The 19,792-nt window shown below is 68.1% G+C and carries 14 protein-coding genes and 4 pseudogenes; 7 read left to right on the top strand and 11 right to left on the bottom strand.

The genetic code is table 11. The features are described from left to right. Nucleotides 1-566 precede the first annotated feature (566 nt). From ACIOEW_RS39225 to ACIOEW_RS39205, 5 genes and pseudogenes are all read left to right on the top strand, one after another. Nucleotides 567-2,970, top strand: a pseudogene (locus tag ACIOEW_RS39225) (Helicase associated domain protein). 180 nt (nt 2,971-3,150) lie between these two features. Continuing rightward, complete coding sequence (locus ACIOEW_RS39220) at nt 3,151-3,855, top strand: TnsA-like heteromeric transposase endonuclease subunit (protein WP_401970177.1); 705 nt, start codon at nt 3,151-3,153, stop codon at nt 3,853-3,855. Beyond that, on the top strand, nt 3,837-6,077 hold the full coding sequence (locus ACIOEW_RS39215; RefSeq protein ID WP_401970175.1) for a transposase: 2,241 nt from the start codon (nt 3,837-3,839) through the stop codon (nt 6,075-6,077). The genes ACIOEW_RS39220 and ACIOEW_RS39215 overlap by 19 nt, the downstream gene beginning before the upstream one ends. Then, nucleotides 6,071-7,093 (top strand): TniB family NTP-binding protein, encoded by a 1,023-nt coding sequence (locus ACIOEW_RS39210; RefSeq protein ID WP_401970183.1) that lies wholly within the window; start codon nt 6,071-6,073, stop codon nt 7,091-7,093. Before ACIOEW_RS39215 ends, ACIOEW_RS39210 begins: the two co-directional genes overlap by 7 nt. A 106-nt stretch (nt 7,094-7,199) precedes the next feature. After that, nucleotides 7,200-10,127: a helicase associated domain-containing protein gene (locus tag ACIOEW_RS39205; RefSeq protein WP_401970173.1), complete on the top strand. Its 2,928-nt coding sequence runs from the start codon at nt 7,200-7,202 to the stop codon at nt 10,125-10,127. A 947-nt stretch (nt 10,128-11,074) separates the two neighbouring features. Here the strand turns inward: ACIOEW_RS39205 and ACIOEW_RS39200 are convergent. Further along, a complete protein-coding gene (locus ACIOEW_RS39200) occupies nt 11,075-11,371 on the bottom strand; it encodes a hypothetical protein (RefSeq protein ID WP_401970170.1) in 297 nt (98 codons plus the stop codon). On the opposite strand from ACIOEW_RS39200, the gene ACIOEW_RS39195 reads away from it, so the two are divergent. Next, nucleotides 11,370-12,695 (top strand): hypothetical protein, encoded by a 1,326-nt coding sequence (locus ACIOEW_RS39195; RefSeq protein ID WP_401970167.1) that lies wholly within the window; start codon nt 11,370-11,372, stop codon nt 12,693-12,695. The two genes, ACIOEW_RS39200 and ACIOEW_RS39195, sit on opposite strands and share 2 nt — an antisense overlap. An 80-nt stretch (nt 12,696-12,775) precedes the next feature. Here ACIOEW_RS39195 and ACIOEW_RS39190 read toward each other — a convergent pair. Further along, nucleotides 12,776-12,901 (bottom strand): annotated as a pseudogene (locus ACIOEW_RS39190) (N-acetyltransferase); the annotation flags it as partial. A gap of 269 nt (nt 12,902-13,170) precedes the next feature. Here ACIOEW_RS39190 and ACIOEW_RS39185 point away from each other — a divergent pair. Further along, nucleotides 13,171-13,794: a hypothetical protein gene (locus ACIOEW_RS39185; RefSeq protein ID WP_401970165.1), complete on the top strand. Its 624-nt coding sequence runs from the start codon at nt 13,171-13,173 to the stop codon at nt 13,792-13,794. Nucleotides 13,795-14,073: 279 nt separating this feature from the next. Here the strand turns inward: ACIOEW_RS39185 and ACIOEW_RS39180 are convergent, their stop codons facing one another. The 9 genes and pseudogenes from ACIOEW_RS39180 to ACIOEW_RS39140 all read right to left on the bottom strand — a co-directional run bounded on the left by ACIOEW_RS39180 (nt 14,074) and on the right by ACIOEW_RS39140 (nt 19,768). Then, nucleotides 14,074-14,853: a hypothetical protein gene (locus ACIOEW_RS39180; protein ID WP_401970163.1), complete on the bottom strand. Its 780-nt coding sequence runs from the start codon at nt 14,851-14,853 to the stop codon at nt 14,074-14,076. After that, entirely contained in the window at nt 14,850-15,713 is an 864-nt protein-coding gene (locus tag ACIOEW_RS39175; RefSeq protein ID WP_401970160.1) for a hypothetical protein, read from the bottom strand. Before ACIOEW_RS39175 ends, ACIOEW_RS39180 begins: the two co-directional genes overlap by 4 nt. A 365-nt stretch (nt 15,714-16,078) precedes the next feature. Further along, nucleotides 16,079-17,302, bottom strand: a complete 1,224-nt coding sequence (tcmP, locus tag ACIOEW_RS39170) for a three-Cys-motif partner protein TcmP (protein ID WP_401970158.1) — start codon at nt 17,300-17,302, stop codon at nt 16,079-16,081. Nucleotides 17,303-17,438: 136 nt separating this feature from the next. Then, entirely contained in the window at nt 17,439-18,185 is a 747-nt protein-coding gene (locus ACIOEW_RS39165) for a DUF5131 family protein (RefSeq protein WP_401970155.1), read from the bottom strand. 478 nt (nt 18,186-18,663) lie between these two features. Continuing rightward, nucleotides 18,664-18,801, bottom strand: coding sequence for a hypothetical protein (locus tag ACIOEW_RS39160; RefSeq protein WP_401970185.1), 138 nt, complete (start codon nt 18,799-18,801; stop codon nt 18,664-18,666). 3 nt (nt 18,802-18,804) lie between these two features. Further along, a pseudogene (locus ACIOEW_RS39155) lies at nt 18,805-18,858 on the bottom strand (hypothetical protein); the annotation flags it as partial. A gap of 124 nt (nt 18,859-18,982) precedes the next feature. Then, a pseudogene (locus ACIOEW_RS39150) lies at nt 18,983-19,159 on the bottom strand (N-acetyltransferase); the annotation flags it as partial. A gap of 31 nt (nt 19,160-19,190) precedes the next feature. Next, nucleotides 19,191-19,589, bottom strand: coding sequence for a DUF6415 family natural product biosynthesis protein (locus tag ACIOEW_RS39145; RefSeq protein ID WP_401970153.1), 399 nt, complete (start codon nt 19,587-19,589; stop codon nt 19,191-19,193). Further along, a complete protein-coding gene (locus ACIOEW_RS39140; protein WP_401970151.1) occupies nt 19,586-19,768 on the bottom strand; it encodes a hypothetical protein in 183 nt (60 codons plus the stop codon). Before ACIOEW_RS39140 ends, ACIOEW_RS39145 begins: the two co-directional genes overlap by 4 nt. Nucleotides 19,769-19,792: the final 24 nt, after the last annotated feature.

The following is a 19,792-nucleotide window of genomic DNA, read 5'->3' as shown; positions in this document are numbered from 1 at the left end:
CCCGCGGAGCGGGCTATGTCCCGGCAAGCCGGGACATAGTGAAATGAATTGCGCAAGCGCAATTCGAATTCCAGCGCAAGCGCTGGAATGGAATTCCGTAAACGGAATTCCGGAAGGGAATGCAATTCGCGCAAGCGCTCATTGCGGGCACCCGCGCAAGCGCGGTCGCCTGGGCTGGCAGCAAGGGGAGGTGCATCGTGTGCGGGCCTGTGTAGGGCTTGGGTTTCCTGACTACCCTCTCGCAACGGATGTGACGGGCTGTCGGCCTGATCGGGGGCCGGCCTCGCCGTAATGGCGGGTTCCGCTGCGCTCCACCCTGACCACTCCCTCGAAACTGCCCGGTTACACTCACTAATGCCCCATAAGCATACAGGGCAACCGGTCGCATTGGGGGTAAGATTCGGCAATGTATCACCCTGGGGGTGAAAGTTGGCGTGCGGGTGATGCATCACGAGTAGTGCCTGTGTAGTGTTTGGGCCCAGGCGCCACCACCCCGGGCCACACCATCGCGTCGGGGCCTTCCATTCTTATTACGTGCCGCTTTCCGCAAAAGGAGAATATGGGGCATGGCCGTGAAACTGCGTGACCATCAGGTCGAAGCCATTGCCGCCATTGTGCGTGGCTTCGATGTCCCGCCGGGCGGTGTTCCCTGGAAAGGTCTGCGCGGGCAGGTGCACGCCGCGTGTGGCACTGGGAAGACGATTATTGCCGCAGCGTCAGCGAAGCGGCTTGTGCCCAGGGGGCGCATTCTCGTGCTGGTGCCGACGCTGGATCTGCTGGCGCAGACGGTGAAGGCGTGGCACGACGCCGGGCACAAGGGGCCGGCGGTTGCCGTGTGTTCGCTCCAGGACGATCCGGAGCTGTGGAGCATGAAGGTGCGCTCCACCACCAACCCCATTCAGCTCGCGCTATGGCATGGCTCCGGGGCCGTGACCATCTACGCCACCTACGCGTCTTTGGGTGTTCTGGCGGAGGCTTTCGGGGGTGTCTATGGTCAGAAGCTTGATCGAGTAGACCTCGCGGTGGTTGATGAGGCCCACAGGACAAGTGGCTCGATGGGTAAGGCGTGGGCCAACATCCACGACCAGACCGTCATCCCGGCCTCCCGGCGGCTGTACCTGACGGCCACACCGCGGATCTGGGAGGAGCGGCTGAGTCGGGAGGTTGCCGAAGGGGTGCGGGATCCGCTGCCTCGTGAGCTGGCGGCGTCCATGGATGACGAGAAGGTCTTCGGGCCCGTCCTGTACAAGCTCTCTCTCGCATCTGCCGTCTCCCGGGGCCTGTTGGCGCGGTACCAGATCATCGTCCTGGAGCTACAGGACCCGGTCGTCTCGCCCGAGCGGCTGATGGGCGAGGAACGGCACACCGAAGAGGTTCGCGGACAGCGCCTCGGGGCGCTCCAGGCCGCGCTCTTGCACACGATGGCGCAGCACGGGCTCCAGACCTGCATCACCTTCCATCACCGGACGATAGAGGCACAGGCGTACGCCGAGGGCCTTCAGCGCGTTGGGGTGAAGCTGCACGCCGACCGGCCCGAGAAGTACCCGGCGAAGATCTGGGCGGACTGGCTGTGCGGCGAGCACGTCCCGGAGCGCCGGCGGGAGGTCCTGGGCGGCTTCGGCACTACCGCGCAGCGGGCGGTACTTTCGAATTGTCGCGTTTTGGGAGAAGGTGTTGATCTCAGAGCGGTGGACAGTGTTGCCCTTTTGGACCCCAAGGGCGCTCCGCACGACATCGTCCAGGCCATCGGCCGGGCCCTCCGTCAAAAGCCGGGAGAGGGAAAGCTTGCCTCACTGATCGTGCCGGTATTCCTTCAGCCCGGAGAGAAGCCGGAGGACATGTTCACCTCCGGGTCATACCGGCCCTTGGTGAAGGTGCTGGAGGGCCTGCGGGCTCACGATGAGGAGGCCGTGGAATTGCTGGCGATCCCTCAGGAGCCGCAGAAGGACATCGCGCAGCCGTCCAAGTACATTGGACCGCCGCCCGAGGAAGGCGAGAACGAATCCCGTCTACTGCTGCGTTTTGCCGCGCCGCGTGATCCCGTGATGGTCGCGGACTGGGTGTCCTTCAACGTGATCGACACCGAGAAGCAGGACTGGGCTCGAGGCTGGGCGAAGCTCAAGCAGTTCGTCGAGCGCGAGGGCCACGCCCGCGTGCCCTATGGACACCGGGAGGGTGCGACGCCTCTTGGGCAGTGGGTGGCGGAGCAGCGGCGAGCGTACGGGGCCGGGGAGATGAGCGGGCAGCGCGCGCAGCGGCTGGAGCGGCTCGGCATGGTGTGGTCGGTGGCCGATGAGCGGTTCCAGGAGAACCTGGAGGCCGCGAAGGCGTACTACGAGCAGCACTGGACACTGTGCGCGCCGAGGACTGCGACGATGCTGGACCGGCCGATCGGGCAGTGGCTGTCCAACCTGCGCCGCCCGGGTGCGCTCGCCGACAAGCCGGAGTGGGAAGCCGCGTTGAAGGAGATCGACGAGGGCTGGAACCCGTCCTGGCCGCCGGAGTGGCAACGGCACTACGCCGTGGTGCGGGAGATGCTCGCCGAGGAGACCATCCTCGCCTACGTCGAACCGGGCGTCACGGTGCACGGTATGGACATCGGGAGATGGCTGGCCAAGCAGCGGAAACCCGAGGTGTGGGCGGCCCTGTCCGACGGGCAGCGCGAGCGCCTGGAGCAAATCGGCATCACACCGGCCGCCCCGGCCCCGGAGGTACCCGCGAAGCAGTCTACGGCGCCCGTGAGCGCCTTCGAGAAGGGCGTAGCGGCCCTGGCCCAGTAACAAGGCACGGGAAGGGCACCTGATCGTCCCACGGGGGCACACAGAACGGCTGGAGGATGGCACCGATGTTCGGCTAGGGGTGTTTTTGAGCAACAGCAAGAGCAGGCGCGGGAAGCTCACCACCGACAAACTCACCGCGTTGGCCGGCCTCGGGCTCGACTGGGCCGCAGAGCAGACTGAGCGCGGCTGACAGCGGCTGCGGGTCAAGGGACGCCCCCGCAGGACCGGCGGGTCCGGAACTGCGGCAGGCGTTTTCCCGTTGGCTTGTTATGCCCATTACCGGATGAGCCGATCATTCGTTTGGCTCTGTGTGCGGAACGCGAAAGCGGGATGGGATGCGGCAAGGGCCGGGCCGGCTGATGTCGGAGCTGTGGACGTACGGTTCTTGGCTGCGGGCGGGACGATGCAGTGTTCGCCGTGGTCGGCGGCGGCCGCCGAAGTGGCCTTCGAGCAGTGTCCGCCGCTGAGTCCGTTTCCCGTCCGCAAGGGCAAGCGCACGGCGCCGGGATGGTGGTGGTCGGCGACCACTGGGCGGCTCGTGCACTACGGGTCGGGGGCTATGCGGCTGCATCTGATGCTGCTCGATCGCGATCCACGCGTCCAAGGTCTGGCCGGCCGGCCACTGGAACTGCGGTGGCGTGCGCCGGGCGGAGTGCGTACGTATCTCCCGCAGGTGATGCTCCGGCTAGCCGACGGCCAGGGGGTCTTGGCGGACTGCACCGCCGCAGGGGGGCTTTCTCAGCGTCAGCGGTCCCTCGCGGCGGCGGCCGGCGAGGTGTGTGCGGCGGTGGGCTGGCGGTACTGGGTGCTGGGGCCGGTCGATCCGGTCTACCGGCGCAACGTGACCTGGCTGTCCGGGTACCGGCATCCGCGCTACCACGGAGGACAGCAGCTGGCCGCGGCATTGCGGGAGTCGTTCGCCGGCCGTACGCCCCTGTGGGAGGGCGTGCGCCAGACCGGGGATCCGATGGTGGTCCTTCCCGCGCTGTTCCATGCTCTGTGGGCGGGGCAGCTGTCCGCCGATCTGGGCGCTCCGATGCATGAGCGGATGCCGGTATGGGCGCAGGCGGCGTGATGGGGGCACGGGGCCGGGGGCCCGGCGGTCCGGTGGTCGAGGTGGGGTCCCGGGTGCGGTTCGAGGGGCGGACCTGGACGGTAGCCGCCCTCCATGGCGGCCAGGTGCGGCTGATCGCCGAGAACGGAGAGATGGCGGCGCTGCTGTTGTCGCTGTTGTTCGCCGACGAGGGGTTCGGAGTTGCGGCGGCACCCGCCGCCCGCCGGGTGCCGCCGCTGGGCTTGCTGAAGTCGCTGCCCGCGCCGGTGCGGGAGCGGGCGTTGGCGTGGGAGCGGCACGTGCGGGAGGTGGAGACGGGGCGCCCGGGCGGATCCGCTGCGGCTGGCCCTCCGCGGGATGCGTACGACCCGGATGCGCGGACGCTGGCGCAGCGGGAGGAGGCGAAGGCGGCGGAGCTGTCGGCGGCAGGGATGCCCACCAGCGCGGTGACGGTGCGGCGGATGCGGGCCCGCTACCGCAGCGACGGGGTGTGGGGACTGGTGGATCAGCGGGCCGCCCGGCCCCGGTCGGCGCTGGGGCGGGCGGATGAGCGGGTGGTGGCCGCCCTGCTCGAGGTGCTGGAGGCCGGGCAGGAACGCTCCAGCGGAACGCTGGGGCGGCTTCGGGTGTATACCGAGCGGCTGCTGGCCGAGCAGCACGGCGACGGGTCGGTGCCGCTGCCGTCACCTGCGACGTTCAACCGCCTCGTGCACGCCCTGGCCGACGGGCGCGGGCTGCTGGGCAGTGCGCGGCAGCGCCGCTGGCGCTCGGCGCGCCCGGCTCCCCCGTTCGTTCCCACGACGGTGATGGCGCCGGGCGAGCTGGTGATGATGGACAGCACCCTGCTGGATGCCTTCGTGGTACTCGACGACGGGGTGGTGGAACGGCCCGAGCTGACCATCGCGCTGGATGTGGCGACCCGCAGCATCTGCGCGGCCGTGCTGCGCCCGAAGGGAACCCGCAGCGTGGACGCGGCGCAGCTGCTGGCGCAGATGATGGTCCCCGCGCCGATGCGGCCTGCATGGCCCCAGGCGCTGGCGATGGAACGTTCAGTGATCCCGTACGAGCGGCTGCTGAGCGTGGACGCCCGCCTGGAAGGAGCCGCGGCACGGCCGGTCATCACCCCGCAGACCGTCGTGGTCGATCAGGGCAGCGTGTTCGTCTCGTCCTCGTTCGTCGCCGCCTGCGGGTCGCTGGGCATTTCCCTGCAGCCGGCGCCGCCGGGCAACGGGCCGGCCAAAGGGCATGTGGAGCGCACGTTCTCCTCGATCAACACGCTGTTCGCCCAGCACGTGGCCGGCTACACGGGTTCCCACACCGGCGAGCGGGGCCGGGACACCGAAGGCGAGGCGGTATGGACGCTCGCCCAGCTGGACGACCTGCTGCAGGAGTGGATCATCTGCGGGTGGCAGGCGCGCGAGCACGACGGCCTGCGGCACCCGATGATGCCCCGCCGCGCTCTGTCGCCGAACGAGATGTGGGCGGCACTGGTCGCCGTGTGCGGATACGTCCCGGTCCCGCTGGGGCGCGAGGACTACATCGAGCTGATGCCCGTCAAACGGCAGAAGATCAACGATTACGGCATCCGCACCTACGACCACAAGACCCTCAACCCCTACCGTGGCGAAGCCTCGCTGGCGGCGGACGGCCTGTGGGAGATCCACTACAACCCGCACGCGCCCGACGAGGTATGGGTGCGCCTGCCCAAACCCGGCCGCCCGCGGGGGTACGGGTGGGAGGCCGTGCCGTGGATCCACCGCACCCTGGTCAGCGCCCCGTTCACCGACTTCACCTGGCAGCACGTCAGGAGCACCGTCACCCAGCGTGGCAGCCGCGTCCAGCACGAACACGACCTGGCCCTCGCCCTGCGCGAGCTCCTGGAACGCGCCGCCGCCGGACACGGCAGCCGCCGGGACAAGGTCGTCGCCGCCCGGGCCCGCGCCCACGGCGCCGCGAACGAGGGCGGTGCGGTGTGGGGAATCCTGTACGGCCAGCAGCCGCAGACAGCAGCCGATGGGCCCGACGAGGACGACGGCTTCGACCACGGCGAGGAGGCCTTCGCCGAAGACGCAGAGACGGAGGCGGGGGAAGCCGACGCCGCGGGTGAGTACCAGCCGCCGGGGCCCGCCGGCGCCGAGGGCCTGGCCGGGGTCGGGGCCGGGGACAACGAGGGCCAAGCAGGTCCGGCGCGAGATTCCTCCGTCACGGTCTACGACCCCTTTGAGGAGTCGCTGCGCTGGTGAGTACCTTCTCCGAGGACAGCGCGGGGTTCGTGCCCCTGGGCCCTCCGACCGTATGGCAGGGCTGGGACGCCTTCGTCCACCAGGTGCCGGCCTCCGCCCGGGAGGCCGACGATCCCGTCTGGTCCCAGACGGAGCGCGAGGACTACCACTCCGAACTCGCTGTCATGCGCACACCGGCCATGGACAGCGTCTTCACCACCGTGCGACGGCTGCTGCTGGTCAACCGCCGCCAGCAGGCGGGCGCCCGGCGCGGCCTGATCATCTCCGGTCCGGCCACCACCGGGAAGACCACCACGATGATGGCGCTCGGACGTTCCTTCCACCTCGCCGACCAGCGCCAGCACCCCGGACGGGCCGAGCGCAGGCCCGTGCTGTTCATCAGCGTGCCGCCCGCCGCCACCCCGAAGATGCTCGTCAGCGAATTCGCCCGGTTCCTCGGCATGCCCATCACCGACCGCCTCAACCAGACCCAGATCACCAGCGCCGTGTGCGACCTTCTGTGCGAGCTGGGCACCCAGTTGGTCCTCATCGACGACGTCCACCTCCTCGACACCCAGCGGCGCGCCGGCGCGGAAACCTCCGACCAGCTCAAGTACCTCGGCGAACGCATCCCGGCCACCTTCGTCTACTCCGCGATCGACATCGAGACCTCATCCCTGCTCAGCGGAGTACGCGGCGCGCAGATCGCCGGCCGCTTCAAGATCTTCCGCCACCGCCCGCTGGCGTACGCGACCGAACAGGACCGGGCTGTCTGGAACGACCTCGTACGGGCCATGGAAGACCTGCTGCGGCTGCGCGCGCACCGGACCGGAACCCTGGTCAAGCACGCCGCCTACCTCCATGCCCGCACCGCAGGGCGGATCGGCAGCCTCTCCCACCTCATCCGCGAAGCCGCCCTGATCGCCCTCACCGAAGGCACCGAACGGATCACCAAGCAACTGCTCGCGGAGGTCGAACTCGACGCAGCCGCCGAAACCCAGGCCCGGCCGGCCCGGCCCGCACGACGGAAGCAGTAGGGCATCCGCAATGGCGCACCGGTCCAGCACGCCCACACCCGCTCGCCTGCCCCGGGGCAGGCGAGCCGGACGCGAACGGGCAGCATCCGGCGGGATCGTGCCCACCATGAGCGGCGGCGCGGCAGGACGCATCGCTCCGCTGAGCGGGGAGCTGACGCTGTCGTTCCTGACCAGGATCGCCGCCCGGTACCACCTCGGCATCCGTGACGTGCTCGCTGCCGTCACCGACGTCGGCGGCCAGCAGAACCTCACCGGGATGCTGTACCCGGACAGCGAAATCCACCTCAACGCCCAGGCCCGCGCACGCGTTTCCGCACACTGCCACGTTCCGCAGCACGTGCTCGAGCAGGCGCTGCCCGCATGGACGAGGGAAGAGCCGAGCGGAAAGTACGGGAACGGCCCGGTCGGGCGGCTGATGCGCGGGGAGGAGGTCGTCGCCGCATGGGGGCCGGCCTGCCCCGCATGCACCGCCGCCCGCACCGGACGAGACGTCCCCGCATGCCGGTACCTGGCACCCGAGGAACGTGTGTGCGCGCGCCACCGCTACTGGCTCCTGTACCTGCCTCACACCAGCGGGCTGCCTGTGCCCCTGGGCGGCTGCCCGGAAGTGATCGAGGCACAGCGGCAGCATGTCCGGCTGCTGCACCGCTCCCCTGCCGCAGCGCAGGCCTTCGAGGTCGCCCGCGCCATCACCGGCGCCTGGTGGGAGCAGCCCTGGCCCAGCAAGGAACAGCGTTGGCCAGCTCGTCTTGAGGTCACGCGGCCGAAAGATGCCGATCCCGGCTGGTGGAAGGTAGCCGCCCGTGACCTGATCACATACCCCGAGACCGTCGCCCTCGCAGGCCTGCTGGCCGGCCATCCCTTGCAGGAACGCACGATCACCGAATCGGGCGGCCATCTGCCCTACCGGCTGGGCGAACTACCCGGGCTGCTGGCCGAGCTCGCCGACCAGCTCGGAAGGCCGTGGCTGCCCCGCCACCTCGCCACCGTCACCCACGGGCCGCTGTTCACCTGGGCCCACTCCTGCATACGCACCCACGCCGCCCCAACCCCCACAGCGCAGCACACGATGTGGAAGGTGCACTCGGCCCACCGGCCCCGCCCCCTCAGCGACCTCCTCCCCCACCCGCACGCCGCCGGCGACACCCCGCCTGCACCGGAACCCGCCAAGCGGCTGCGCGGCCACAGTCTCCAAGCCGAGCAAGCCTTCCAGGTAGGCCTGGCCCAGGCCCACGCCTACCACCAGCGGCACGGTCATCTGGCTGTGCCGAAGGAAGACGTCCCCAACGGCTACCCACTGGGTCAATGGATCGCCAACCTGCGCACCCGCCACACCCGCATGCCCACCCACCAAGCCGCCGCCCTCAACACGCTGTACCCGTGGTGGAACGCGCCATGGAGCACGCTGTGGCAGCGCACCTGGCACCAGGCTCGCGATCACGCCGAAGCCCACGGCTCGCTCCAGCCCGCCCGCGGGTTTCCTACCACTTACTACAGCCTCGGCGAGTGGCTGTACCTGCAGTGCACCCGCTACTCCGGCCTGCACCCCGAACAACAGCGCCTCCTCTCCCAGATCGGCATCGACGCCGCGGGGGCGGCCGCCGCCCGCCCCCGACGGCGCAGCTACGCGGAACGCTTCCAGGTGGGGCTGGCGCATGCCCGCGCGTTCGCAGACGTCCACGGCAACCTCGCCGTCGTCACCCACACGGCCGTGCACAACGACTATCCGCTCGGCCAGTGGCTGGCCAACCAGCGCAATCACCGGCGCTCCAACCGCCGGACCATGCCCGCCGACCGGGCTCAGGCCCTCAAGGACATCGATCCCTGGTGGAACCCGCCTTGGCACCTGACGTGGCAGCGTCACTACTACCGCGCCCGCAACGCCGCAGCCGGCCGCCTACTCCAGGCCGAGAACGGCTTCAATGACCTCGATAACTCTGGTGCGGCCGACTGGTTGTGGCGCCAGTGCTCCAAGTACGACGAGCTCCATCCCGAACAGCGGCAACTCCTCACCGACTTCGGCATCACCACCGAGGTAGCCCGCACGGCCAGGGAACATGCACGTACGGCCTCGAAGACATCGGCTGAGACCCCGGCTCCGGACGTGGAAGGCAGGGCAGGCCCCGTCAGAAGGGCTGCAGATCCCGCGACTACCACCGGTCCGCGTCGTGCACGGCGTACCGCCGAACCGAAGCGTCCCCGCGAGCTCCGCAGCCGCCTGGGGCACCGCCCCGACCTGAGGCCGGGCTTCGAGGCAGCCCTGGCACACGCCCGTGCCTACGCAGCCGAACACGGGCACCTCGCAGCCCCCCGCGATACCCGGTACGACGGGTATCCGCTGGGGTGGTGGCTGTTCAGCCAACGCAACCGCGCCAAACAACGCGCCCGCGCAGGGCTGCCGCCCTCATCCCACCTGACCGAGCTTGCCGTGATCGACCCGTGGTGGAACCCGCCGTGGGACCTGCACTGGCAGCGCAACTACTACCGCGCTCGCAACCACGTCGAAGCAGGCGAACCGTTCGATCCCGTCGCCCGCATCCCTGCACCGAGCACCGTCCTGGGCAGCTGGATCACCCGGGCGTGCCTGCAGTACGACCTGCTCCACCCCGACCAGCAGCACCTGTTGAACGCCCTCGGCATCACCGCTCAGACTGCCAGGCAGTGGCCGCTCAGCCCCCGCCCCCACGCCGAAGCCCTCCTGCACGCCCGTGCCTGGGCTGGCCAGCACGGCCACCTCTGCCCGCCGATCAAGACCGTCCACGACGGCTTCCCTCTCGGGGAATGGCTCAACCGACAGCGCGAACTCGCGAAGAAGCGCAGCAGCCCCTCCCCCACTCAGCAAGCACTCGCCACGATCGACCCCTGGTGGAACCCTCCCTGGCCGACCCTGTGGCAACGCGCCTACCACCACACCCGCACCCACCCCCGCCACCCGGCAACCCGCCAATGGGTCCAGCAACAGCACCGCGGTTGGCTACTCCTCCACCCCCACCAACAACACCTCCTCACCACAGCCGAACTCGTCAACGTCTGAACTCCCCCCTCCGGTCAGCACCGGCACCTTCCGACTCAGGTCGGTTGGCCCTCAACCAGCCTGGGTCGGCAAGAACTTCGGACGTAATCTGCCCGAAAAGGTCTCAGACGGCGGCGTGATGACCGATACTGGTGGGCAGGTCTGGCGTGCCCGCACGAGGATGCACGAGGCCGAAGAGCAGAAGAAAAGGCGGCGCGGAAAAGGTTAATGAACCGGCTTAAGGGCTTTATCAGCATTCTTTTTGTTACGAACGCTATATAGCCCACCCTGCCCAAAAAGCCGAAGAAAACCTCCGCTAAAACCGCCGAACAAAGCCTTTAAAACACCCTGCGGGACCAGTGCACCGGTCTCCCAAGGGGCTGACAGGTCTGCCGTAAAACACCACCGGCCCGCCCTACGGCGGCGCCGGTCCTCGGCATGCCCTGACACCACGGCACACCAGTGCCGCCTCTCCCCGTCCCAGCCGTCCACGCACGGCTCGTTCAGGCATGAGGCGGCCCAGCCGTCACGTGCTGGAAGGGCATCCACGCGATGAACTCGTCCTCCCTCGCCCCTGTCTCCGGCCTTCTGGCCGGGCTCCCCGCCGTCCTCGCCGGCGCCCTGGGCGGCGCACCCTGGTGGGCCGTCGGAGTGATCGTCATCGCGGCATACCTCGCCGTCCCCCTCACCAGCCTGATCCTCGAACACTCACGACAACGAAAAGGAACACTCGTCGATGAGAAATTCGCAGCCACACTCGACCAGATAACAGACCCCGAAAAAAGAATCCAAGCCATCATCAACTACCGCCAAGCCACAGCCCTCGCCACTACTCCCCAGCCACCACCCGACCCGCCACCAGGAGCACTACCACCCACCGACCCTGACAGCGGCAGCCAATCACCAGCACCCGCATAGACGATAAGGAGCAGCCTTTTACGCTGGCTTCATGCCCGAGGCCTATCTGTCTACCAGCCGGTAAGACTGTCGTGGTGGCCGTCGAGACGGTCCAACTGGCTGTCGCCCTCGGGGGTCAGCAGGTAGGGCTGGTGGGCGCCCATGTCGGCGAGCAGGTCGGCGGCGAGGGCATAGGCCGTGACATCGGCCTCACGCTTGTCGGTGGCGAGGGCGGTTAGGTTCGCGGTGGTCTGTGCCGGGGTTCTCGGGATTGGTCCGGCGGAGTCGTGCTGGAAGAAGACGCACGGGAGTGATGCCGCGGAAAACCTGGGCGCCCGGGGCGGCCGGTCGCGTCTAATGGCGCCCATGACCCCATCACCTTCTGCCTTGTGGCGCTTCATCGACAAGGACGATGCCGCCGCGCTGACGCTCGTCGTCGACACTCCGGCCGGGGTCTACACCCGCCGTGTCCCGCCGGCGCTGCCTCTGGCCCCGGGCGTCGAGCACGGCCCTGCGGCGGAACAGGCGGCCCATCATGCCGCGGCGGCCTGGGGTCTGCCCGACTTCGTCTTCCGCCAGGCCGCCCACGCCCAGAAAGGATCAGGCCTCCGCGAACTCGGTGACCGCCTGCTGCTGGCCGGCCATCGAGGTGCGGTCGTGCAGGTCAAGGCCCGCACCATCGCGCCCAAGGACGACACCGCAGAAGCCGCCTGGATCACGAAGGTGGCCACCAAGGCGATGAGCCAGGCGAAAGGGACCGTCCGGCAACTGCGGATGATGCCAGCCGACATGGTCAACGGCCGTGATCGGATCCTGAACGTCGACGGCAACGCCTACGAGTGGATAGCCGTGTTCCTGCTCGACCACCCCGGTGCCCCCGCGGGCACGGTGGTCACCTGGCAGGAGATCGGCATGCCCGGGATCGCGCTGACCCGCCGCGACTGGGACTTCCTCTTCGACCAGCTGCGCTCCACCACTGCAGTGCTGGACTACCTCTTCCGCGCCGCGAAGGAGCCCCCCGTCCCACTCGGCGAGGAACCGGTGCGCTACTACGAGTTCGCCGCCGCAGACGCCGACGCCTCGCCGGCGCAGTTCGACACGGAACTCGTGGGCCCCGGAGGCGTTGCCTACTCCACCCCGCTGCTGCCTCAGGCCCCGGCCGGGGACGACGGCACCCACGCCCACCTCATGATCCGCCTGCTGTTCGAGGACATCGCCCTCAGCCCCCTGAACCCCCCGCTGACCGAAGCCAACCGTTTCGCTCTCCTGCACGACCTCGACCGGCTGCCCGTCGGCGCCCGCACCGAATGGGGTCACCTGCTCGCCGACATGCTCCGCGACGTACCCGAGGTTCCCGAGGAACACTGCAAATGGCGTTTTCGGCGCATGCTCCACGAGGACGACACCCGCCAGCTCATCTTCGGAGCGGCCACCCTTCTCGACTCCCGCGTCAAAGCCGCTTTTCAGGCTTACGTGCTGCTGCGGCATCACGAGGTCACCACGCGTACCGGTCTGGCTGAGCAGACCGCCACGCTCGGTGTCCTGCTCACCCCCCGCCGCGGCGGGAACTCACCGTGGGACACCACTAGCATCCGCGTCGAAGGCCACCTGGACCTCCCCGACGACGAACTTCAGCTCTACCGGCAGGCATGGAACCGCACCCCCGAAGACGGCACCGCCGTCCCGGGCTGACCGGCTCACCGGCCCGCCGTACCGGTGAGCCCCGGACGCCACGCCGAAGGGGCCAGATGTGCCGGGAGCCGTGCTGCGCGTCAGGTGACGGTAGGGCTGCGGCGTTCCAGGAGGACGAGGGCGCGCCAGTGGCGGTGATGGCGGCCGATGCGCTCACGACGGCCGATGACGCGGAACCCGGCGCGCTCGTGGAGGGTGAGGCTGGCGTCCTCGCCGTGCTCCTCCCGCCCGACCGGCCACCGTTCCCCGTCATCGACAGCGACACCCTGCATAGCCTTGACGCGCTCATCGGCCTCGACACGCTGCACAGCCGCCTCGGCCCACTCCTCGCCACCCCAGCAGCAGACCCCGACAACCCCCAGAACGAACACCCGGCACGCATCCTCCAAGCACACCGGGAACACTGCGGCAACCCCCCAGTCAGCGGCTGACCACCACCTGCCTCATCCCTCCAGACAAGACGGAGCAGCAAGCCGTGACAGACCAACCACTCGCCCTCGCACCCGGTCGATGGCAGCGCCTCGCCGCCGCCCACCAGGCCTACACCGAGACCGTCAGCCCTTACTACGACGAGACCCTGCAGGAAGTGACACGCCGTGCGTGCACCAGCGGAAGCATCGGCAAAGCCGACATCGGAGCACTGCTGATGTGGAAACGGCTCAGGGCCGATACGCCCTGGGCCTCTGAACTCATGGCGCTCGCGGACGCTGACGTACGCCGCGCAACCGCCGCGGCCGCGGCCGCCGCCCGGGACACCTCTCTCAGCCGCCGCTCGGCAGCGCAAGCCGGCCGAGCAGCCCTGGCCTCACTACCCGGTTTCCGTACTGGTGACGCCCTCGCCTCCGCCGTCCTCACAGCGGCCGCACCGGACCGCATGGCCGTCTACGACCGCCGAGCCCACAACGGACTGCGCACCCTCGGCATCCCCCTCAGCCACGCACCCGGCCGCTACAGCCGCTACATAGAAGCGATCGGCCAGCTCCTGACCGCCGCTCCAGACCCCATCCGCAACTGGACCGCCCGCGACATCGACACCGCCCTGTACTGGATGACCACATACCAGCACTCAACGAATCTGATCAACACACCCGGAACATGACCACACCTGACCAGCACCCGCTCCACCTGATGAAACAGCAGCTCAGCTCAGAGAACTGAAACCCGGTCCCCCATCACCAAGCGGAGAGAGCCCGACCCGGCACACTATCGCCACCCACACCAAACTGATCAGCCCAGACCAGCCCACCACCCACTGATCAGAAAAACCGCCCCTGGACATCGCCACGCTCGCCGACCTCGGACTGGAATGGTCGGTGCCCCAGGACGGGCCCGTCACCGCATAGGACGTAGTCCCACGGCCGCTCGTGCTGATTCAGAACTAAACGACCCGGGCGGTCACCGCCGCTGCCGTCACCAGGGTGACCAAAGCGGTCCACACGACCAGCCTCAACGCAAAGGTTCGCTGCGTGGCTCCGTCGATCTCGGCACGTGCTGATCCACGTCGGTGGGCGACTGCAACGGGCGCGGTGACGGTCACGGAGGAATTGTCCCCTGTGACGATGTTGATGTTCTGAAGTGCTTGCGCGACTTGATCCGGTGTCGGGTCCTGCTGGCCGTGTGTCATGGCAGCCCGCAGTTCCCCGACCAGTTGAACCAGCCGGGTACGGACTTGGTCCAGGACTCCCTCCATGGCCGACGGATGGACAGCCCAGTAGAGCCTAAGCACCTGACGGGAAGAGTTCTGGCTCATGAAGACGGCTACTTCAGCAGCCATGGTTGGGGCGAGCTGCACTGCCCGCCCTGGCTGCCGGGCGATGAGAGACTCGATTTGACCGACCCCCTGTCCGAGGCGCAGTACGTCACCCAGGCTCTCCTGGGCAAAGTCCGGCAGGTCAAACATGCTGACCGGCTGCTCGTGGAACTGGAACATCCCCGTGATGCCGTCCATCACCAAGGGCGCGGCGATCCTCCGGTAGTCGGGGATCGGCACGTCCGTTCCCTCGTAGCCCTGGAGCTCTCGCAGTGCCCAGGTGCGCAGCGGTTCAGAGTGAGCATGCCCGCCCAGAGCGATCACCTGGCGCAGGATTGGGGCGAGCGGGCGGCCCTCGTTGAGGACGTCGTTCTCCAGTCGATCCAGGCGGCTTCGGCGGAGTCTCACTTCGCCACGATCACGGTGACGATGACGCCGGCGATCGTCGCCACCGCTGCGACGGCGGTCCAGATGACCGACGTTCGGTGCCACCATGGCTGAGGAGTTGCGGGCGCGGGCTCGTTGACGTTGGCGCTCGCGGTGCCGCCGCGGTCCGCCTTCGCGTTCGGCGCGGTGATATGGAAGGTGGAGTTGTCCCCTCCCCTGATGTTGAGGGCCTGCTGCGCGGCCGAATCGATCTGGTTGGGGTTGGGGTTCTGCTGGCCGGCGGGCATAGTTGCCCTCACTTCCGCAACGAATTGGGTCAGACGGGTTCTGACGTGATCAAGGACGCTCTCGATGCTCGGTTTGGCGATCGCCCAGTTCAGAGCCGTGAATTCGGTGGACTCGTTGCCGTGCTCCTGCTGCCACTGCGTCATTTGCAGGACGTACTCGGCTGATCCGGGTGGGCTGAGACGGATCATCCTGTCGCTGATGGCGACCAGCCCTTCGAGTTCCCGAATTCCTTGCCGGATCGGTGCGCTCTCCCCGATGCCGCGCTCACGAGCGCTCGGGGGAAGTTGGATCACGCTGATCCGCCGGGTGTTGCCCTGGACGATCTGGCCCGGCAGGTGGAGAGTGATCTCCACTTCCAGCGCCGCCGGCACTTTCCGGTGTGAGGGCAGCTCGTCGGCCGCCTGGTACCCCTCCAGTTCCTTCAGCGCCCAGGCGCGCAGTTCCTCATGGTGGGCATAGCCGGCCAGCAGTAGGCACTGCCGGAGGGCAGAGGCGAGAGAGGCAGTGTCGTCCAGGACGGCGTGCTCAAGCTGCTCCAGGCCCCGAACGTCGGAGGTCGTCACGGCGTCTAGTCTGCCCTGTCCTACTGACACCTCGGTCACCTCTACCGGGCAGTGAGCTGGCCGCAGGGCAGTGGAGGATGCCGTGTCTCAAAGCGGCCCGGGTCTTTCACTACTCAGGGCCACCGCCCTGAACCCCTGAGGACCTGCCCGCAGGTGGGTGCGATGCCGTGGGGGTGTGAGCTGCAGCATCGCACTGGCGTACGTGTAGGGCCTGGGACCTTGGGACGCTTCCCCTCGAACTACGTGGCGGCCGGAACGGGTTCGGTGAGGCGGCCCAGCCGTTCGTAAAAGGCTCGTACGCGGCGAGCACGCTTCCCCTCAGTGGCCGCCCCTAATGTCCGCCAGGAGGGGCCCGGAACAGGCCAGCGCGCACTGTCGCAACCCGCAGTCTTCGGCTACGGCCTGGTGACACGAAGCATGCGGACTCTACCTACTCCGTTGCACCGGGTCTTTCCTTCCTTGTACAGCTCTTTGACTGCTGCCCTGATGTGCATTTCGCGCGCTTCACCGGCAACTCCAGCCATGAGTTGTTCTTGGTGGTTATCGACAAGAAAATCGTCTTTCGTTTCGAGCAGTTCCATGATGTTTTCGCGGATCGTGTGAACCCATCCCCGTGCTCGGGAGGCTTCTTCATCGTCGAAGGCGTCGACCGGGTTCCAGAGCATGCCGTTCTCTGCGGGAGCAAGCTGGGCGCGGCGCCATTCGACCTGGGCGAGGCTGGCGGCTTCTCCGAAGAGCCACATGCCGTCGTTGTGACGGGTGAAGAGCACTAGGTTGTAGGCGACTTGGTGGTGTGCCCGGTTGCGGACCTCGATGGTCCAGGCTCCGGATCCGATCTCTTGGCTCACGCGGTCCACGAAGCCGTTGGTGATGCGTTCCACGGCTTCTTGGTTGTCGGCTGAGTCGAGGAATTCCTGGCGCCACCAGCCGCCTCCACAGGCAGCGTCCATGGCGTTCAGCGTTGCCGGTTTACGCGGGTTCTGCTTGGTGCTGGTCAGGAGGCCGCCGATCCTGCGTACGGCGTTGGCGTTGAAGTTCAGCAGGACTTCGGTGGCGTGACGCCCGGTGAGTCCCTGTTGGGCACGTGAGCCGAAAATGTCCTGCGTCAGGGCGTCGAAGCCCAGTCCCAGGCCGAAGGGGTCGAGGAAGGCAAAGAGCGGGGAGCCCGCGGCTCGTTCGAGGACGGATCCGAGGTGCTTCTCGGCGCGGCCCTGGAGGGCTTGGGCGGTCAGCCCTTGGCCTTGTGCTTCGGCGACGAGCTGGGAGAGGGATCGGTAGCTCTTGCGGCCTCGCTCGACGAAGTAGCAGTCGAGCTGGCGGAAGCCGGCGACTCGCGCGGCGGCTTCGAGGATGAGGGCTGGTGAGCCAGCAGTTCCGTCTTCGTAGCGCCCGGGGCCGGCGTAGCTGTCGAGGTAGACGACGCGGCCGTCGGGTGCGTAGGTGCCGACCTTGCTCGCGAAGGGCACTACGTACCGGCTGAGGATCTCGTGCTTGAGGACAGCAGCGGCTTTCTTGCTGACGAAGAAGGGGCTGCTGCTGGCGACGCCCTCCTCGCCAAGGCTTTCGCCGCTGAGGTCGAGTACGGCGTCTTCCTCGTACACCTCGTCATATGCACTCATGTCGATCCGCCCCCTGCGTACCGTGGCACTTCCGCTTTGGATGGGCTCAGTCTGGGGGGCAGGCGACAGATTTGTACTTCATTTGCTTACCTTGGGGATCTAATGCCTGAAATGCGGTGGTGCCACCTTGGGATGCTCAGACGGTGACGGGCTGGGGCATCTCGTCCCAGGTTCGGTCGGCGAGGGTACGACCCCCGGCCTTGGGGGTGTGGCCGCCCCACTGCTTGAAGAAGAAGGCGACGCCCGCTTCCTGGCACGTGTCCCGGATGCCGGTGACCCATGCCTCGTCCAAAGGGCGGTGGCGGGGGCCGGACTCGCCGCCTGCGATGACCCAGTGGATGCCTTCAAGGTTGAGCCCGGGCAAGGGGCCGAGCAAGGGCTCGCAGGACAGGAACCTGACCGCGGCAGGTACCTCGCGCAGGTCATCGACGCGCGCCAGCTCCTTCTCGGTCTCGATGGAGACGCCCATCCATAGATTGGTCGGCCACTCCAGCTTGGGCGCTACCTGGCGTAGGCGACGGGCTCGCTTAGTCAGAACCTGATAGGTGTGCTGCGGAGTATCGGCCATGACCTGGAAGACCTGGCGCACGAAGTCCAGGGGGACCCGAGCGTGGAAGAGGTCGGACATGGAGTTCACGAAGACCACCCGGGGACTCTTCCAGCCATAGGGAACATCGAGGGCGTCGGGGTGCAGAGTGACGTCGAAGCCAGGGCCGGAGGTGCGAGGGTCACCGTCATTCTGGTACTTCGCTGCCCCCATAGCCTTCAACCGCTTCGCCAAGGTGAGGGCGTAGCAGTTGTCGCAACCGGAGGAGACACGGTCGCAGCCGGTGGTGGGATTCCAGGTCGCTTCGGTCCATTCGATTGAGCTGCGGTCGCTCACTGATCTCCTCCTGATGCCATGTGCGGTATCCACACCGCCGACGAAAGGGGGCGTGATGGTGTGCAGTGCCTAACGATGCCTTCAAGGCGGGTGTACCGGGCCGCGGAGCCGGTAATCAAAGGCTTTCGAGCGCTTCCCGTAACCAATTAAATCGAACTGTAGTTCCCAACCTAGTAGTTGAGCCCTGCAGAGTCGAGTCTGGTGAGCTCCGCCACCACTCGTTCTGCGGGTGGTGGCCAGCGAGGGAGCAGCCACGTCGGCTTGGCCCTCCGGAGCCTGCGACGGGCCGGAAAGAAGGGCCAACGCAGGGCCGCCCCGCTTCCTCGAGACCACGCCCGCCATCATCCATCCACATCCACCCCCACAGCAGGGAGACCAGGTAGAAGAGGGGAACACCGGCCACTCACCACCGTAGAAGTGCTTCCTGGCCTGCGGTTATGCAGAGGCCCGCTCCCCCTTTTCCATGTGTTGCGTTGGTTCAGGTGTCGCCAGTCTCCAAGGCGTACAGCTCGTAGGGGACGGTTCCGGTCTCGGTGTGCCGGTCGGATGTGCCGACGCGGGTGAACCCGGCTTTGGCCAGGACGCGGCCGGAGGCGGGGTAATCGGGGTGGTGCATGGCCTCCAGCCGGTTGAGGCCGGCGGTGGTGAAGGCGACGGAGACGACCTGGTGGGCGGCGTGGGTGGCGTAGCCGTGGCCCCAGGCAGGTGTCCTCGCGGAGGATGTAGCTGATGGTGCCCGTGGACGGGGTTCGTCGCCGCAGGGAGATCAGGCCGATCATCTCGTCTGCGGTGAGGATGCCCCAGCTCCACTGTGCACGCGGGGTTTCGGCGGCTCGGGCGAGGGCTGCGCGGATCTTCTCGTGGGCCTGGTCGAGCGTGAGGGGCTTGCCGGTGGTGTGCCGGACGGAGGCACCGCTGTAGACGCGGGTGAGGGCAGTGGCGTCGTCGGGGCACAGGGCGCGCAGGGTCACCATGCGGCGATCAGCTCCTTCGCGGTAGGCCGTCTCAGGGGGTCTTGGCTGGCTTGGGGGCGGCGCTGACGAGGCGGTCCAGGCGTTCGTACAGGGCGCGTACGAGCCGGGCGTGGCGCCGGGTGCAGCGCGCGGTGCCCTCCACTGGGACGGACAGTCGTCGGTCGGCTTCCTCGAGGACGACGTCGGCGAGGACGCGGGCTGCGTGGTCTTGGGGCAGCAGGTCCGCGGCGCGGCGGACGTCGGCGGCGATGGCGCGGGCGGAGCCGGTGAGCAGCAGCGTGATCTGCTGGAGGTCCGCAGGCGGCAGGCCGGGGTCGCCGGTCCATCCCAGCACGGCTTTGACCAGACCCTTGTGGAGCTCCCGGTCCAGGGGGAGTTCCGCTTCGAGGCGTCCTTCGGGGTCGTGGAGGACCACGTGTGTGCTGCTCATCGGTGCCTCGGGTCGTCCTGGTCGTGGTCGCCGGTGTGGTCGTCCGGGGCCTGGAAGGCGAGGAAGCGGGCGTAGCCGCGATCGGCGCGTTCCAGCAGTGCGGGGGAAGGCCGGCCGAAGTCGGGGAGCTGGAGTCCGGGTTCTTCCGGATCGGGGCCGGCGGGTGTGGGTGCGCTCATGGGCACCGCCTCCGTTGCTGGGGT

The sequence above is a fragment of the Streptomyces sp. NPDC087901 genome (genome assembly GCF_044742205.1).
Classification (GTDB): Bacteria; Actinomycetota; Actinomycetes; order Streptomycetales; family Streptomycetaceae; genus Streptomyces.
The sequence above is the reverse complement of the archived record's forward strand: the minus strand, read 5'-3'. Positions and strand labels throughout refer to the sequence as shown.

What these genes read in the sequence shown, in the direction of transcription:
- ACIOEW_RS39215 (WP_401970175.1), top strand. Translation starts at nt 3,837, where the DNA reads ATGGGCGCAGGCGGCGTGATGGGGGCACGGGGCCGGGGGCCCGGCGGT.
- ACIOEW_RS39205 (WP_401970173.1), top strand. Translation starts at nt 7,200, where the DNA reads ATGAGCGGCGGCGCGGCAGGACGCATCGCTCCGCTGAGCGGGGAGCTG.
- ACIOEW_RS39195 (WP_401970167.1), top strand. Translation starts at nt 11,370, where the DNA reads ATGACCCCATCACCTTCTGCCTTGTGGCGCTTCATCGACAAGGACGAT.
- ACIOEW_RS39200 (WP_401970170.1), bottom strand. Translation starts at nt 11,371, where the DNA reads ATGGGCGCCATTAGACGCGACCGGCCGCCCCGGGCGCCCAGGTTTTCC.
- tcmP (WP_401970158.1), bottom strand. Translation starts at nt 17,302, where the DNA reads ATGAGTGCATATGACGAGGTGTACGAGGAAGACGCCGTACTCGACCTC.
- ACIOEW_RS39160 (WP_401970185.1), bottom strand. Translation starts at nt 18,801, where the DNA reads ATGCACCACCCCGATTACCCCGCCTCCGGCCGCGTCCTGGCCAAAGCC.
- ACIOEW_RS39145 (WP_401970153.1), bottom strand. Translation starts at nt 19,589, where the DNA reads ATGAGCAGCACACACGTGGTCCTCCACGACCCCGAAGGACGCCTCGAA.
- ACIOEW_RS39140 (WP_401970151.1), bottom strand. Translation starts at nt 19,768, where the DNA reads ATGAGCGCACCCACACCCGCCGGCCCCGATCCGGAAGAACCCGGACTC.